Origin of the sequence: Sphingomonas sp. AX6, from assembly GCF_902506605.1 — a bacterium.
GTDB lineage: Bacteria > Pseudomonadota > Alphaproteobacteria > Sphingomonadales > Sphingomonadaceae > Sphingomonas.
Window position 1 is genome coordinate 578,786 of the sequence record NZ_LR733979.1, and the last position, 15,720, is coordinate 594,505.

Below are 15,720 nucleotides of genomic sequence, written 5' to 3' on the forward strand. Positions count from 1 at the left end.
GGAGAGGGCGCGCACGCCAATCGCGTATTGATCGCGGTCGATGACGCGACACCGCAGATGCTGCCGCCACACTCGGGGTTGATTATCGACCTTGGCGCGTGAACAGATAGGCCTGACCAATCGACACAATGACCAGGGAGAGTGAACGAGTGATCCGCACCCTTTTGCCGCTTGCGGCGATGACCATCGCCAGCCCCGCGCTTGCGCAAATCGACCAGGGACCGGCGGCCGCGCCGGTGCCGCCCGAACGGATGGCCAGCGCAACGTCGCCCGACGGACAAATTCGGGTCACGCTTGTTATCGATAACGAGGGCCGTCCGCATTACTGGGTAACCCGCGCGGGCAAGCCGATCATCGCGCAGTCCGCACTCGGCTTCCTGTTGGCGGACGCGCCCAAATTGCAGCGCCGCTTCGCGATCGAGAACCGCACGACGCTTAGCCGCGACACGACATGGGAACAGCCTTGGGGCGAATGGCAAAATGTCCGCGACAATCATGTCGAACTGAAGGTGCGGTTGAAGGAAACCACCGCGTTGGCGCGGGTGATGGATGTCACGTTCCGCATCTTCGACGACGGGGTTGGCTTTCGCTATGAGATCCCCGACCAGCCGAACCTCAAGACCGTCAATATCACCGACGAGCTGACCGAATTCGCAGTCGCCGAGGATGGCGATGCATGGTGGATTCCCGGCGGCGAGTGGAACCGCTACGAATATCTCTACAACAAGACGCCGATCTCGGGCGTCGGCACCGCGCACACGCCGATCACGGTGCGGTTCAAAGACGGCACGCATATCGCCTTCCACGAAGCGGCTTTGGTCGATTATTCGGGGATGTGGATGCGCCGGGTCGAGGGGACGAAATTCCGCGCGCATCTGTCGCCAGCGGCCAAGGGTCCGAAGGTGGTTCGCAACACGCCCTTCACCACGCCGTGGCGGACGATGCGGATCGCCGACTCCGCGCCGGACCTCTATATGTCGCAGCTCGAATTGAACCTCAACGAGCCCAACAAATTGGGCGACGTCAGCTGGGTGAAGCCCGGCAAATATGTCGGCGTGTGGTGGGAACTGCACCTCGACCAGACCAGTTGGGGCGGCCCGAAGGTCGGCGCGACGACGGACAACGTAAAGCGCTACATCGATTTTGCGGCAGATAGCGGCTTCGACGGCGTTCTGGTCGAAGGCTGGAACGTCGGGTGGAACAGCGACTGGTTCGGCAATGGCGATGCGTTCGATTTCGCAAAGCCCATCCCGCAATTCGATATGACCGAACTCAGCCGTTACGCGACGGCCAAGGGTGTTCACCTGGTCGGGCATCACGAAACCGGCGGTTCGATGACGCATTACGAACGCCAGGCCGACCGCGCCTATGCCTATGCCGCGAAGAACGGGATCGAGGTCGTCAAAACGGGTTATGTCGCAGACGCAGGCAGCGCGCGGCGGGTCGGCCCCGACGGCAAGCTGATGATGGAATGGCACGACGGCCAGTATGCGTCGAACCACCATCTCAACATCGTCAGGATCGCGGCCAAGCACAAGGTATCGGTCAATCCGCACGAGCCGATCAAGGACACCGGCCTGCGCCGCACCTATCCCAACTGGGTCACGCGCGAAGGCGCGCGCGGACAGGAATACAACGCCTGGGGCGAGCCGAAGAATCTGCCCAATCACGAAGCGAATTTGATCTTCACGCGGATGCTGTCGGGACCGTTCGACTTCACACCGGGCGTGCTGAGCCTGGAGGGCAAGGGCGGGACGCCGATCCTGTCGACCATCGCCAAGCAATTGGCACAATATGTCGTCCTATATTCGCCACAGCAGATGGCAGCGGATCTGCCAGAGAATTACGCGAAATATCCTGAAGCGTTTCAGTTCATCAAGGACGTCCCCGCGGACTGGTCGGACACGATCGTGCCGAACGGCGAGGTCGGCGATTACGCGACGATCGTTCGCAAGGAACGCGGCGGCGACGGCTGGTATCTGGGTGCGGTCGGCGACGAACAGGCCCGGCGGTCGAGCGTGAAGCTCGACTTTCTGGATGCCGGGCGCACTTACCGCGCGGAAATCTACCGCGACGGCGAGGATGCGGATTACCGGACGGACAAGCGGCATTCGATCCGGATCGAGCAGCGCAACGTGCGCAAGGGGGATACGCTGGACATACGGCTCGCCCCCGGTGGGGGTACGGCAGTGCGGATGGTGCCGGTGGGATGAGGTTGCCAGGGCGGGCTTCGGTCCGCCCTTTTTTTGCGCACACAAAGGCACGAAGGCGCCAAGAGGCTGTGCAGCTTTCCGCGTAGCGGCTTTATCTCAAGCGCGTGCCGCGCTGCGTCGGTTGGTGATTGGAAGGCCGCTATCGCGGCAAGCGAAACCTCTTTGCGCCTTTGCGCGAACCACTCCTTCTTACTTGTTCGTGCCTTCGTGTGAGCAAAAACCAAAAAGGCCCGGCATCGCTGCCGGGCCTTTTCGTTTGCACGTCTGCCGAAGCGATCAGTGTCCGGCGGCAACCACGCGTTCGCCATCGCCGATCGCATGGATCGGCGCGCGCTTGGCCGAGATCGCGAACAGGCAGATCAGCACGTAGCAGATCGCAGGCACCACGAAGGCGAAGCCGTATCCGGTCGCGCCCGACACCAGCCCGACGACCGGCGGGATCACCGCGCCGCCGACGATGCAGGTGCACAAGAAGCCCGAGGTTGCCGCCGCACTGGCGCTCGAGCGTTCCAGCGTCAGGGTGAAGATGGTCGGGAACATGATCGAGTTGAACAGGCCGATGCCCAGCGCGATGAAACCCGCGGGCACACCGCCGACGCCGAAGATATACACGCACATCGCCGCGGCGATCGCGGTGAAGATCGTCAGCAGCGTGGCGGCATGGACCCGCGCGAGCAGTGCAGTGCCGATGATACGGCCGACCATCGCCCCGCCCCAATAGAGCGACACCGCCTTGCCCGCCTCTTGTAACGAAACACCGGGCGTCGAATCGAGCGCCATGAAACGGGCGAGCGCTCCGACCGTGCCGGGGGCATCGGACTGGCCCCAGACTTCGGGTGAATTGAGGAACAACGCCATCTGGGTGCCGATCGCGACTTCGGCGCCGACATAGAGGAAGATCGCCGCACCGCCGAGGAGCGCCCAGCGTGACGACAGCGCATCGCGCAGCGTCTCTGCGATGCCGACGCGCGGATCGCCGATCGGCGGGGCGACCGCATCGACGCGCTTCTTTTGCAGCATGAAGAACACGAACAGCATGACGATCAGGCCGGCGAGCCAGAAATAGGCGATGTCGATGCCAATCAGGGCGTTCGCGCGCGCGGCTTCGCTGACGACTTCGCCTTCCTGAACTTCAAGCCCCTCAAGGAACAGCACCGCGCCGATATAGGGGCCGATGAACGTACCCAGGCTGTTGAAGGTCTGGCTGAGCGTCAGGCGGAAATGGCTGTATTTCGGATCGCCCAGCGCCGCCGCCAGCGGATTGGCAGCGACCTGGAGGATCGTGATCCCCGCCGCCAGGATGAACAGGCCGAGCAGCACCAGCGCATAGACCGCGACATTGGCCGCCGCCAGCATCACCAGACAACCGACGATCATCATCGCCAGCGCGATCAGGATCGACGGCGCGGCGCGTTTGCGCGCGACCAGCACCGCCGCCGGTAGCGATACCAGACCATAGGCAATAAAAAAGGCCGAGGCCGAAAGCTGCGCCTGGAAATCGCTCAGGCTGAACACGCCCTTCACTGCGGCGACCAACGGGTCGATCAGCGAGGTGATGAACCCCCAGGCGAAGAACAAGGTCGTGACCGCGGCGAATGCGCCGATGGTCGATTGGCGTTGGGCTGTCATGCACGCTCCCCGAAACGATTTTACCGAACGGTCAGGCCGGTTTGCCGCCGCGCGAATCACAGCGGTTTGCAACAGAAGATCGGCGATTGCCAGCCTTTGTACGCTGGCGTTCGGGCAGGCGGCTCAGCGCCATTGGTCTTACCGCCGCGAATCAGGGCTGAATTTCACGCCCGTCCCAGGCGAACAAGTGCCCATTTGCGGCCACGTCCAGCCCGTCGATCACCGACAACAGGGCGTGTACCGATCGTTCGGGGGTGAACAGCCTGCCCGCGGGGACGCCCGTCTGAAACGGGGTACTCAGCGCCGTATCGACGGTGCCGGGATGTAGTCCGACGACCAGCGCCTTGGGCCGCGAACGCGCGATTTCGATCGAAGCGGAGCGAACGAGCATGTTGAGCGCCGCCTTGGACGCGCGATAGCCGTACCAGCCGCCGATGCGGTTGTCCGATATGCTCCCCACCCGCGCCGACAGCGCCGCGACGACGCTGCGTCGATCGCGCGGCAGGCGGGGCGCGACATGCTTGATCGCCAGCGCCGGGCCGATCGCATTGACGGCGAAATTGCGCGCCATCCAGTCGGCGTCGAGTTCGCGCAAGGACCGTTCCGGTCGGCGCGCGCCATCGTGCAGGATACCGCTCGCGATCAGCAACAGGTCGATGTCACCTGCCATGCGATCGAACGTGGCGGCGATGCTCGCTTCGTCCGTCAGGTCGATGGTGCCCGGTATCGCGCCGTCCACGCCCCCGTCGCCGCGGCGCGACAAGGCATGGACGGCGGGGTAGCGCGCGTCGGCAACCAGCGCGCGCACCAACGCCGTGCCGATTCCGCCGCTTGCGCCGATCACCACTGCCGATCCGGTCATTCTTCTCGCTCCTGCTCGTGCCAACCGGTTGCGATCGTCACGAACGCCCTTGTTCGCACGGAACCGCTTCGCCAAGAAGGGGACAGAGAATTTGAGGGGATATTGTCACATGAAACTGATCGCACTGCCGCTTGCCGCGCTGACGCTGATCGTCGCCGTCGATGCCGATGCCCAGCGCATGGTCGAATTCGCCGCGACCGCGCCGACCACCGGCACGCTGGTCCTGCCGCTGTCGAGCGCTGCCGATATCGCCGCCCGCGTGCCCGGCCTGGATGCCGCCGCGCGCGACGCGGTGGCGCGGGCGCTGACCGCGCAAGAATTCGACTTCGATCAGGGATCGACTGTCACCGTCCCTGCTGCCGGAGGGTATCGATCGATCGTCGTGGTCGGCATCGGCAGCGACGCGCTGGCCGCGACCGACCTGCACCAATTGGGTGCAGTGGCAGCGCGCGAAACCAAAGGCATGACCGGCCCGGTCGCGATTGCGGCGGGTGGGCTACCTGAAGGTGCCGCTGCTGAAATGGCGCTTGGCGCGCGTCTGGGGGGCTATTCGTTCGACACGTACAAGGCGAAGGACGCCGATGCGACCGCGCCTGGCGCGATCACCGTGATCGGTGCGGGCGGTGCGAATTGGGACCGGCGCAATGCGGCGCTCGCCGACGGCGTGGCACTGGCGCGCGACCTGATTTCGGAACCCGCCAACATCATCTATCCCGAAAGCTTCGTCGAACGGACGCGCAAGGCGTTTGCGAACACACGGGGCGTCACCATCGAAGTGCTGGACGAAGCGCAGATGGAGCGGATGGGGATGGGCGCGATCCTGTCGGTTGGCAAGGGATCGGCGCGCCCGCCGCGGATGCTGGTGGTGCATTATAGGGGGTCAAGCGCGCAGCCGATCGTGCTCGCCGGCAAGGGTATCACGTTCGACACTGGCGGGATTTCGATCAAGCCAGCGTCGGGGCTGTGGCGGATGAAGGGCGATATGGCAGGAGCCGCCGCGGTCGTCGGCACGGTCCATGCGCTCGCCAAATCGGGCGCACAGACCAACGTCGTCGCAATCGCCGCGCTGGCCGAAAATATGCCCGGCGACGCCGCGACGCGCCCCGGCGACATCGTTCGCGCGATGAATGGCAAGACCATCGAAGTGCTCAACACCGATGCCGAAGGGCGTATGGTGCTGGCCGATGCAGTGGCGTACGGCGAACGCCAGTTCAAACCCGCCGCAATCGTCGATATCGCGACGCTGACGGGGGCGAAGGTTACGGCGCTGGGAACCGATCACGCGGCGCTGTTCGCGCGCAACGACGGACTGGCCGACCAGTTGGAAGTGGCAGCGGACGCGACCGGGGAGAAGGTCTGGCGGCTGCCGCTGACCGATGCCTATTCGGCGAGCATCAAGTCGCAGTTCGCCGATTATGCCAATGTGTCGGACGGCGGCGGCGCACCGGGTGCGGCTTATGGTGCGGCGTTCATCGGCGCGTTCGTGACGCCTGCCACGCCGTTCGCGCATCTCGACATTGCGGGCATGCAGTTCGGGATTTCCGGTCCGCTGACCCCAACCGGGGTCGATGCGTTCGGGGTGCGGTTGCTGGAGCAGTTCGTGCGCAATTTCCAGCCGGTCGCGGGGGAATAATCCTTACCCGTTCGTGCTGAGCCTGTCGAAGCACTGTCCTTTCTTGCTTAGCCAAGAAGAACAGTGCTTCGATACGCGCCTGCAGCGCTACTCAGCACGAACGATTTTGGGGTGTAGTCGCTACGCACTCACCCCTTGCGGCTGGCCTCGAACAGGAACCAGGCGCGTTCCTCGGCCTGGTCGGTCCAGTCGTCGAGGATACCGCTGGTCGCATTGTCCTTGGCCTCATCGACGATGTCCTTGGCTTCACGCAGCAGTTCGACGAGCTTGAGGTTATCCTCGCGCAGTTCGGACAACATATCTTCCGGCTTCACGAACTCCTTGTCGTTGTCCTTGATCGTCTGATGCCGGGCGATGTCGCCGATCGACCGTAGTGTCGTGTTGCCGGTCTTGCGCACGCGCTCCGCAATGTCGTCGGTAGTCGCCAATATCTGCGTGGCCTGATCGTCGAGCATCAGGTGATAGTCGCGGAAATGCGGGCCGGAGACGTGCCAGTGGAAATTCTTGGTCTTGAAATACAGCGCATAGCTGTCGGCGAGGATGCCGTTCAGCGCCTGCGCCACCGTCTTGGTCGCGTTGGCCTTCAGATCGGTCGGCGTGTCGAGTGCGGCGTTGGTCATGATGCCCTCCATAAGCGTGAATTCGGTTCGCTAATGTAACGAGGGTGCGGGCGATTGGCTCCGCTTGTGCCTAACAAGTTTCACCGGTTTCGGTGATCGACGCGCTAGATCAGGCCCCAGGCGGACAGCGCGAGCAAGATGCCGGTCAGCGCGAAGACGGCGGCGGTCCCATAGCGGACCCCGCGATGCGGCAGGCGCGCCCAGGCCGCCTCTCCCATCATCACCGCGATGGTTGTCGGGATCATTGCGCCGATCGTGGCACCGATGGCGGGAAGCACCGGACTGGCGCTCCATGCCGAAAAGCCGAGCGCGAGAAACTGGGTGCGGTCGCCGAAGGCGAGGATGAACGCGCCGAGAAATGCGGTAGCAATCGACCCGATCCGCCAGCCCTCAAGCCGGTCGAGCCGTCCCTGCCGCCAAGCCATGCCGAAGGCGCCGAACAGAAAGGCCAGGCCCAGGATCAGGCGGCGCGCCTCCGGCGTCATCACATTGGCCATGATGAGGCCTGCGCCCGCGGCCAGCGCGAACCCGATAAGATGCGCGGCGGCAAAGGCCAGCAGCACGCGGCGCGGCGCGGCGTGGCGATCGGAGAGAACCGCCGCGAGCATGGGCGCACGGTCGGAAAATTGGGCGAACGCAGCCGCGACCAGAACCGGTAGGAATGCGTCCATCTTATCGGCGCATCAGCCGCCGTAGCGGACGATGCAGGCGGCAGCGAAGGCCGCGTCGGCATCGGCGTCGCGCCGGTCGCATCCCACGGCATCGCGCAGAATCGACAACCAGCCATGGATCATCGCCCGGTGTTCGCCGCGCGCCAGTGCCGAATCGATGGCGTGGATGACGGTCACCGCGGGCTGGATGCCGTTGGCGTGCGCGAGCCTGCGAATCGATTCGAGTTCGGATGCCAGATCGTTCGGTCGGCTATGGTCGGCGCGCGCATCGATCAGGTCGATACGGGCGGATAGTTCGGCAACGATCGCCGGTTCGACTGCTCTGGCGGCCATCATGCTCACCCCCCAAACCCGCGAAAGTGCGGGCAGGATCGATCTTGCGCCCACATGGTAAACGAAGGATGAAGCATGGAACGTCCTGTGCCGACGACTTGACTTTGCAAGCGCGATATCGCATCGGCTCGCTTCTGTTGGGCGGCCGCGGTTTGCGCGCGCCGCTCTTTGCCGTTTTTCACAGTTTAGTTTTCATCGTTCCAGGGGTTAAGGGTCATGGCCAAGCCGACCACCGTCAAGATCAAGCTCGTCAGCTCGGCCGACACCGGCTTCTTCTACGTCACCAAGAAGAATCCGCGGACCCAGACCGAAAAGCTGTCGTTCCGCAAATATGATCCCGTCGTGCGCAAGCATGTCGATTTCAAGGAAGCCAAGATCAAGTAAGCGCGTCCGGGCGATCCTGATCGCCTGACCAGCCTGCCTGAATCGATTCGGCCCGCCTGCTCCACCGATTTCCCGGTGTGGCGGCGGGCCGATTCGCGTTTGTGGTTGTATCGCTGCAAGTCTACCCGGCCGAAGTGCCGGGGTGACGGAGTGGGTTTGGCCGCGCGCCAACTAAATCTTTATATTCCTGCCTTCGCGGCAGCGCGACGTCGCCTTAGACATTGGTCGGATGCAACGTCGATGTCGGGCCGAAACCGGTTCCGACACCACGCGACTCACATCAGCGCGCGAACCTCGTCGATAAAGCGGGCGAGCGAAATCGGTTTGGTGACATAGGCGTTGGCCCCTGCCGCGCGCACGCGTTCCTCGTCCTCGCGACCAGCATAAGCAGTGACCGCCATGACCGGCACGGGCTTCAGCTTGGCATCCGCCCGCAGCGCGCGGATCAGATCGGTGCCCGACAGAAACGGCAGTTGAATATCGGTGATGACCAGGTCCGGTTCGAACACGCGCGCGCGGCTTACCGCTTCGCGACCGTCACGCACCGGCTCTACAGCAAACCCATGAACCCGCAGCAAATCGCTGAACAGCTTCAGATTGAGTTCGTTGTCCTCGACAACGAGCACTTTCCCCACGATGTGTTCGACCCCCAAAACGCAACTACCCCCGACTCGCCATAGCGGACCTGTCGCCATTGCACTAGGACAAAGCGCACCATGCGCACGACGAAATGAAAATACGGAATCTTGACGATATGGATGCATCGGCACTCGCGCTGCTCGCGCTGGCCTGGATTTTAGCCGATAATGGGCGAGCCGAGCGGCTGCTGGCCCTGACGGGACTAGATGCGGATGAGCTTCGCCTGCGCGCGACCGATCCCTCCGTATTGGCCGCGACGCTGGCGTTTCTCGAATCGCACGAACCCGATCTGGTTGCCTGTGCCGATGCGATCGGGCATCCGCCGCTGGCGCTGGTCGCGGCGCGCCAGCGATTGGAGGATGCGTGAAACCCCTGCTTATTTGTGACTGCGACGAAGTGCTGCTCCACATGGTGCGGCATTTCGGAACCTGGCTGGACGAGGCGCACGACATCGACTTCAATCTGGCGGGCGGCGATTTCACGACGTCGATGCGACGGCGTACGGGCACGCCCGAACTGGCGCGCGAAGAGATGTGGGGGCTGCTCGACGGTTTCTTCCCCGACGAAATGGCGCGCCAGACTTTGGTGCCGCATGCGCGCGAGGCTCTGGCGACGCTGGCCGAGCGCGCCGACATCGTCATCTTGACCAATTTGAAGGATCATTGCCGCGACGCGCGGATCGAACAATTGTCGGCGTACGGCATCGCCCACCGCGTCGAATGCAATCAGGGTGGCAAGGGCGGTCCGGTGGCCAAGCTGGTCGCCGAACATGGCGCGTCGGTGACGGTGTTCGTCGACGACCTGGCGGTCCACCACGATTCGGTCGCGCGCCATGCGCCGGGCGTCCACCGCCTGCACATGGTGAGCGAGCCCGATCTCGCCCCGCACATCCCGCCCGCACCCACCGCTCACGCCCGCATCGACGATTGGCGTGAGGCGCAGGCGTGGATCGAAGAACGATTTGAAGAGGCAGTTGCCGCAGCCTGACCCCTTGACCCCGCCCCCTCGCCCGTGTTGAGCAGGGCGCATGACCGATCTGATCAAAGCAAAACTCGCCGAACGTGGCCTGACCCTGCCTCAAGCCGCCGCCCCCGTCGCCGCCTATGTTCCCGCTGTCCAAGCAGGTGGGTTGCTCCATATTTCGGGGCAATTGCCGTTCGAGGACGGCGCGCTGATGACCGGGCGGCTGGGTGAGGACCGCGATCTCGATTACGGGGTCCGCGCCGCAGAACGCTGCGCACTCATGCTCGTCGCGCAGATCGAAAAGGCGCTGGGCGATCTTGGCCGCGTCAAGCGGATCGTCAAACTCGGCGTGTTCGTCAACTCCGCCGCCAGCTTCACCGATCAGCCAAAGGTTGCAAACGGGGCGTCGGAAATGATGCAGCACCTGTTCGGCGATGCGGGGCGTCATGCCCGCAGCGCAGTGGGCGTGCCCGTCCTGCCGCTGGGTGCCGCAGTCGAGGTGGATGCGATCGTCGAGATCGCCTGACTGACGGCCCCTGCCTGTTGCGGCAGCGCCACAGAGCCGTAACAATTCTTCGCAGTTGCAGCGAAATCTTATTGTGCGGTGCGCTGAAATTCGGCAATCTTCTAATTGCGAGCGACATTGCGTGCGGCGCCCATGGGCGGACAGACGCGCGAGCCGACTTGCGACAGGAGGGAATCGTCGCTTTAGATTTTGCGAAAGGATTCCGATGCGTTTCTATACCCCCAGCCTGACGGCTCTGGCGCTTGCCGCCACTGCCACGCCTGCGTTTGCGCAGGATACCGATGTTCCCGAGCCCGTCACCGTCAGCAGCACCATCACGCTGACCTCCGACTACAGGTTCCGCGGCATTACTCAGTCCGACGAAGGCCCCGCCGCGCAGGCCGGCATCGTCGTGAACCACGAATCGGGTTTCTATATCGGTGGCTGGGCATCGTCGATCAGCAACGATTCGCTGCCCGGCTATGGTGAGGCCGAAACCAACTTGTTCGGCGGATATTCGACAGAGACGGCAAGCGGCGTCGGCTTCGACGTCGGGCTGCTCTATTATCTGTATCCCGATGCCGCATCGGGTGCGCAAACCGACTTCTTCGAACCCTATGCCGCGATCACCTATTCGATCGGCCCGGTCAGCACGAAGGTGGGCGCGGCCTATGCCTGGGGTGGCCAGGACGGGCTCGACTTCACCGGTGGCAAGGACGACAATCTGTACCTTTACGGCGATGCCAGCGTCGGCATCCCGACCACGCCCTTCTCGCTCAACGCGCATGTCGGACGCAGCGAAGGATCGCTAGCGTTGCTCAACATCGATTCGAGCGATGTCTATTGGGACTGGTCGGCGGGCGTCGAATGGTCGGGCGGGCCGATCGTCGGCGGTCTGAAATATATCGACACCGACATCTCGAACGATGGCGAGTTCGCGCAGTCGCTGGGTCGGGGTTCGACCGTGATCGGCTATGTGGGTTTCAGCTTTTAAGGCGTAATCCCCTACCCGTTCGTGCTGAGCCTGTCGAAGCAATGTCCTTCTTGGCTACGCAAGAAAGGACAGCATTTCGACAAGCTCAATGCGAACGGGTTTGAGGTTAAGCCACGCAAAAAGAGCCCGGAAGGATCGTCCTTCCGGGCTCTTTTCGTTTGTTGGTGTGTCAGTAGCGGGCTTATTCGCCGCCGGGCGTGGTCACGCGCGTCGCCTGCCCGTCGCCGGGGGGCGCCGCGATGATGTCGCGGGTCGTTTGACCCTTGTCGATCACATTGGTCTGCGGATCGCCGACCGCCGAGCGAACGCCGGGTTCAGCCGTCGTCTGGCCCGCGGCATTGAGGGCGTTGCGTTCGGCATCGCTACGTTGCGCAGGGCCACCGAACAGGGCTTGCAGCGCCTGGGTCTGCGCGGTGCCGTCGGACGGACGAGTCGCACCCGTCTGGGGCGGCGCGAGGCCGAAATCGGGCGGGATCACCAACGGTGCCTGACGCGCGACCGCGAATTCGTCGGGACGCTGACGGTCGCCAAGGCCGAGCGAGGCGCAGCCCGACAGGGCGACGGCACCAGCCGACAAAGCAAGAACAGTAACTTTACGCATTGGAATTCTCCATATCGGCCGAGGCCGTCTCGGGCTTTTCGCGCACGAAGATCGCTCTGGCAAGCAGGATCACGACGCCGATGGTGATCGCGGCATCCGCGACGTTGAAGATCAGGAACGGCCGCCACTCGCCGAAATGCAGGTCGGCATAGTCGACGACATAGCCGAACCTCGCGCGATCGACGATGTTGCCGAGCGCCCCGCCCAGGACGAGCGACAGCGCCAGCACGTCGAAGCGATTCTTCTCACGCAGCATCCAGATGCTGACCCCGCCCGCGATCAGGCCGGTCATCACCACCAGCCCCCATCGCATCGCGTCGCTGTTTGCGGGCAGCAGCCCCAGCGACACCCCGATATTGGGCACGAAGCGCAGGTCGAAGAAGGGCAGCAACTCCATCACCGCGCCCTGATAGCTGATGCCCAGCGGCTCGGTGACGATGTATTTGATGAGCTGGTCGATACCGAAGATCAGCGCGGCGATGCCGAAACCGAAGCGTGCGTTGCTGGTCATGCCGCGATCTCCCGTCCGACGACGCTTTCGCAGCGACCGCACAGCGCGCCGTCCTCCGATACGTCGGGCAGCAGCCGCCAGCAGCGGCCGCATTTGTTGTGATCGGTGCGGGTGACCGCGATGTCCTCACCGCCCTCGGCTACCTTCGCAACGATGAAGATTTCGGCGAGCAGGTCGGCGTCCTCGATCATGTCCGGCACGGTGACTTCGGCCTCCAGGCTTGATCGCACGGTCTTTTCACGGCGCAGCGGCTCGATCGCCTCGGTGACGCGCTCGCGAAGCCGGCGAACGTCTTCCCATTCGGTGGAGATCGCATCGTCGCCGGGTAGCGCGGGCAGATCGGGCCATTCGAGGAAATGCACCGATCCGTCTTCGGACGGGAAGCGCGCCTGCCACACTTCTTCCGCAGTGAAGGGGATGATCGGCGCGGCGTAGCGGACCAGTGCGTGGAACAGGTGATCGAGCACGGTGCGATAGGCGCGACGCTTGGGATCGGTGGCCGCGTCGCAATAGAGCGAATCCTTGCGGATATCGAAGAAGAAGGCCGACAGGTCTTCGTTCGCGAAATCGGTCAGCGCGCGGATATAGCGGTTGAACTCGAACGCCTCGGCCGCCGCGCGCAGCTCGACGTCAAGCTGGCCCAATTTGTGGAGGATATACAGCTCAAGCTCGGGCATTTTTTCGACCGGCAGGCTTTCCGCATCGGTGAAACCGTCGAGCGCGCCGAGCATGTAGCGGAAGGTGTTGCGCAGCTTGCGATACGCATCGCCGGTCCCCGCCAGCACTTCCTTGCCGATCCGCACATCCTCGAAATAATCGGTCTGGGCGACCCACATGCGCAATATGTCCGCGCCGCTCTCACCAATGATTTTCAGCGGATCGACGACGTTGCCGAGCGATTTCGACATTTTGCGCCCATTGCCGTCGAGCGCGAAACCGTGGGTCAGGACCGCACCGTATGGCGCACGCCCGCGCGTGCCGCAGGATTCGAGCAGCGACGACTGGAACCAGCCGCGATGCTGGTCGGAGCCTTCGAGATACAGGTCGGCGCGGACGCCTTCGCCGTAACGCTGTTCGATCACGAAGGCATGGGTCGAACCGCTGTCGAACCACACGTCAAGGATGTCGGTGACGACCTCATAATCGTCGAGGGCGTAATCCGGGCCGAGCAGTACCTGATGGTCGGCAGCATACCAGGCGTCGGCCCCACCTTCACGGAAAGCCGCGAGGATGCGCGCGTTGACCGCCTCGTCGCGCAGGTAATCGCCCGTCGCGCGGTTGACGTAGAGCGCGATCGGCACGCCCCAGGCGCGCTGGCGGCTGATGACCCAGTCTGGGCGCCCCTCGACCATTGCATGGATGCGATTGCGGCCCTTTGCGGGGACGAAGCGGGTGTGCTCGATCGCGTCGAGCGCGAGGTTGCGCAAGGTTGGGGCGTTGCCTGCGGCACGGTTGTCACCACCCGTCACGCCAATACCCGTCATCCCGGCGAAAGCCGGGATATCAAGCGGCTCCTGCTCCGCGCCATCGCCTGATGCCCCAGCCTGCGCTGGGGCGACGGAGGTGGCAGGACGGTCCATCGGAATGAACCACTGCGGCGTGGCGCGGAAGATCACCTTCGCCTTGGACCGCCACGAATGCGGATAGCTGTGCGCGAAATCGTCCGACGCGGCGAGCAGCGCGCCCGCCTCCCGCAGGTCGCGGCAGATCGGCCCTTCCTCCAGCTTGCCGCCGTTGCCGGACGCGACGAACTTCGGGTTGATGACGCTCCCCTGCCCGCCCAGCCACAGCCAGTCGTCGCGATACTTGCCCTCGCCGGTCACCGCGAAGACGGGGTCAAGGCCGTTCGCCTTGCACAGCAGGAAATCGTCCTCGCCATGATCGGGCGCCATATGGACGAGCCCGGTGCCCGCGTCGGTGGTGACGAAATCGCCGGGAAGGAAGGGGCGCGGCTTAGCGAAGAAGCCGCCGAGATGCTGCATCGGGTGGCGGGCGGTGGCTCCGGCGAGGTCCGCCCCCCAAACCTCGGCTTCGACATCCAACCATACTCCGTACTCGGCGTTCGAGGCTCGTGCCTGCAGGGCAGCTACAAGCGGCTCAGCGACAACAACCCGCTCGATATTGTGCCAAGGGTGGTTTCTCTGGCTGTCTGAAACGTGCTGACTGAGATCCTGATCGACGGCGCCGGATACCGAACCCGTCGGAGAAACGCGGCAAATGACGTATTTGACTTCCGGCCCATACGCCAAAGCCTGGTTCACCGGGATCGTCCACGGCGTCGTCGTCCAGATCACCGCATGCGCGCCGACCAGTTCCGGCGCGTTCGGCGCGTCGAAGATCTCGAACGCGACGTCGATCTGGGTCGACACCACATCCTCATATTCGACCTCGGCCTCGGCGAGTGCGGTCTTTTCGACCGGGGACCACATCACCGGCTTCGCGCCGCGATAGAGCTGGCCGCTCATCGCGAATTTCAGCAGCTCGCCCGCGATCACCGCTTCGCTGGCGTAGTTCATGGTGAGGTACGGGTCTTCCCAGTCGCCCATCACGCCCAGCCGCTCGAACTGCGCGCGCTGGATGCCGACCCAGTTGGCGGCATATTCGCGGCATTCGGCGCGGAATTCGGCCTGGGGCACCTCGTCCTTGTTCAGCTTTTTCTTGCGATAGGCTTCCTCAATCTTCCATTCGATCGGCAGGCCGTGGCAATCCCAGCCGGGGATATAGGGCGCGTCCTTGCCCATCAGGCTCTGGCTGCGGACGACGATGTCCTTCAGCACCTTGTTCATGGCGTGGCCCATATGGATGTCGCCATTGGCATAGGGCGGGCCGTCGTGGAGGATGAAGCGCTCGCGGCCCCGGCGCTGTTCGCGCAGCCGATCATACACGCCGATCCGCGCCCAGCGATCGAGAATCGCGGGTTCCTTGGCGGCGAGGCCCGCCTTCATCGGGAAGTCGGTCTTCGGCAGGAAGACGGTGTCGCGGTAATCGCGTTGGGCGCTGGTTTCGTCGGTCATTTGGGGCGGGGATTAGCTTGTGTTCGGCTTTGGGGGAAGAAGGAAGGTTATCGGTTCACGCAAAGGCGCGAAGGCGCAAACTGCCTCTGCGCCTCCCCTTCCTCTCCGCGCCTCTGCGCGATGCCCTTCACTTCGCGCCTTTGCGCCT

Annotated in this window: 16 protein-coding genes; 7 read left to right on the top strand and 9 right to left on the bottom strand. The window is 63.8% G+C overall.

The annotated features are described in order from the left end of the window. Positions 1–128: 128 nt before the first annotated feature. Complete coding sequence (locus ENHY17A_RS02845; RefSeq protein ID WP_159709886.1) at positions 129–2,213, top strand: glycoside hydrolase family 97 protein; 2,085 nt, start codon at positions 129–131, stop codon at positions 2,211–2,213. Positions 2,214–2,489: 276 nt separating this feature from the next. Here ENHY17A_RS02845 and ENHY17A_RS02850 read toward each other — a convergent pair whose 3' ends face one another. Together ENHY17A_RS02850 and ENHY17A_RS02855 are read right to left on the bottom strand one after the other, a co-directional pair. Next, a complete protein-coding gene (locus ENHY17A_RS02850) occupies positions 2,490–3,842 on the bottom strand; it encodes an MFS transporter (protein ID WP_159709888.1) in 1,353 nt (450 codons plus the stop codon). Between the two features lie 151 nt (positions 3,843–3,993). Further along, positions 3,994–4,704 carry an SDR family NAD(P)-dependent oxidoreductase gene (locus ENHY17A_RS02855; RefSeq protein ID WP_159709890.1) on the bottom strand — a complete coding sequence of 237 codons (711 nt, stop codon included), beginning with the start codon at positions 4,702–4,704 and terminating at the stop codon, positions 3,994–3,996. Positions 4,705–4,813: 109 nt separating this feature from the next. On the opposite strand from ENHY17A_RS02855, the gene ENHY17A_RS02860 reads away from it, so the two are divergent. Next, complete coding sequence (locus ENHY17A_RS02860; protein ID WP_159709892.1) at positions 4,814–6,337, top strand: leucyl aminopeptidase; 1,524 nt, start codon at positions 4,814–4,816, stop codon at positions 6,335–6,337. Positions 6,338–6,465: 128 nt separating this feature from the next. On the opposite strand, the gene ENHY17A_RS02865 is transcribed toward ENHY17A_RS02860, so the two are convergent. The 3 genes from ENHY17A_RS02865 to ENHY17A_RS02875 form a co-directional block, all read right to left on the bottom strand. Next, positions 6,466–6,957, bottom strand: a complete 492-nt coding sequence (locus tag ENHY17A_RS02865; RefSeq protein WP_159709894.1) for a Dps family protein — start codon at positions 6,955–6,957, stop codon at positions 6,466–6,468. 104 nt (positions 6,958–7,061) lie between these two features. Next, positions 7,062–7,628, bottom strand: a complete 567-nt coding sequence (locus ENHY17A_RS02870) for a TMEM165/GDT1 family protein (protein ID WP_159709896.1) — start codon at positions 7,626–7,628, stop codon at positions 7,062–7,064. 12 nt (positions 7,629–7,640) lie between these two features. Further along, complete coding sequence (locus tag ENHY17A_RS02875; protein ID WP_159709898.1) at positions 7,641–7,964, bottom strand: hypothetical protein; 324 nt, start codon at positions 7,962–7,964, stop codon at positions 7,641–7,643. Positions 7,965–8,177: 213 nt separating this feature from the next. Here ENHY17A_RS02875 and rpmG point away from each other — a divergent pair, with 213 nt between their 5' ends. After that, positions 8,178–8,345 carry a 50S ribosomal protein L33 gene (gene rpmG, locus ENHY17A_RS02880; protein ID WP_019516727.1) on the top strand — a complete coding sequence of 56 codons (168 nt, stop codon included), beginning with the start codon at positions 8,178–8,180 and terminating at the stop codon, positions 8,343–8,345. Between the two features lie 275 nt (positions 8,346–8,620). On the opposite strand, the gene ENHY17A_RS02885 is transcribed toward rpmG, so the two are convergent. Then, positions 8,621–8,983 (bottom strand): response regulator, encoded by a 363-nt coding sequence (locus tag ENHY17A_RS02885; protein ID WP_159714064.1) that lies wholly within the window; start codon positions 8,981–8,983, stop codon positions 8,621–8,623. Between the two features lie 92 nt (positions 8,984–9,075). Here ENHY17A_RS02885 and ENHY17A_RS02890 point away from each other — a divergent pair, with 92 nt between their 5' ends. The 4 genes from ENHY17A_RS02890 to ENHY17A_RS02905 all read left to right on the top strand — a co-directional run bounded on the left by ENHY17A_RS02890 (position 9,076) and on the right by ENHY17A_RS02905 (position 11,446). Then, a complete protein-coding gene (locus tag ENHY17A_RS02890) occupies positions 9,076–9,351 on the top strand; it encodes a DUF3572 family protein (protein WP_159709900.1) in 276 nt (91 codons plus the stop codon). Then, positions 9,348–9,971 (top strand): HAD family hydrolase, encoded by a 624-nt coding sequence (locus tag ENHY17A_RS02895; protein WP_159709902.1) that lies wholly within the window; start codon positions 9,348–9,350, stop codon positions 9,969–9,971. The genes ENHY17A_RS02890 and ENHY17A_RS02895 overlap by 4 nt, the downstream gene beginning before the upstream one ends. A 40-nt stretch (positions 9,972–10,011) precedes the next feature. After that, positions 10,012–10,473 carry a RidA family protein gene (locus ENHY17A_RS02900; protein ID WP_159709904.1) on the top strand — a complete coding sequence of 154 codons (462 nt, stop codon included), beginning with the start codon at positions 10,012–10,014 and terminating at the stop codon, positions 10,471–10,473. Between the two features lie 205 nt (positions 10,474–10,678). Beyond that, positions 10,679–11,446 (top strand): TorF family putative porin, encoded by a 768-nt coding sequence (locus ENHY17A_RS02905; RefSeq protein ID WP_159709906.1) that lies wholly within the window; start codon positions 10,679–10,681, stop codon positions 11,444–11,446. A 181-nt stretch (positions 11,447–11,627) separates the two neighbouring features. Here the strand turns inward: ENHY17A_RS02905 and ENHY17A_RS02910 are convergent, their stop codons facing one another. The 3 genes from ENHY17A_RS02910 to ileS are packed head-to-tail and all read right to left on the bottom strand — an operon-like array spanning position 11,628 to position 15,572. After that, positions 11,628–12,047: a DUF3035 domain-containing protein gene (locus ENHY17A_RS02910; RefSeq protein WP_159709908.1), complete on the bottom strand. Its 420-nt coding sequence runs from the start codon at positions 12,045–12,047 to the stop codon at positions 11,628–11,630. Continuing rightward, positions 12,040–12,558: a signal peptidase II gene (lspA, locus tag ENHY17A_RS02915; protein ID WP_159709910.1), complete on the bottom strand. Its 519-nt coding sequence runs from the start codon at positions 12,556–12,558 to the stop codon at positions 12,040–12,042. Before lspA ends, ENHY17A_RS02910 begins: the two co-directional genes overlap by 8 nt. Beyond that, a complete protein-coding gene (ileS, locus tag ENHY17A_RS02920) occupies positions 12,555–15,572 on the bottom strand; it encodes an isoleucine--tRNA ligase (RefSeq protein WP_159709912.1) in 3,018 nt (1,005 codons plus the stop codon). Before ileS ends, lspA begins: the two co-directional genes overlap by 4 nt. Between the last annotated feature and the right edge of the window lie 148 nt (positions 15,573–15,720).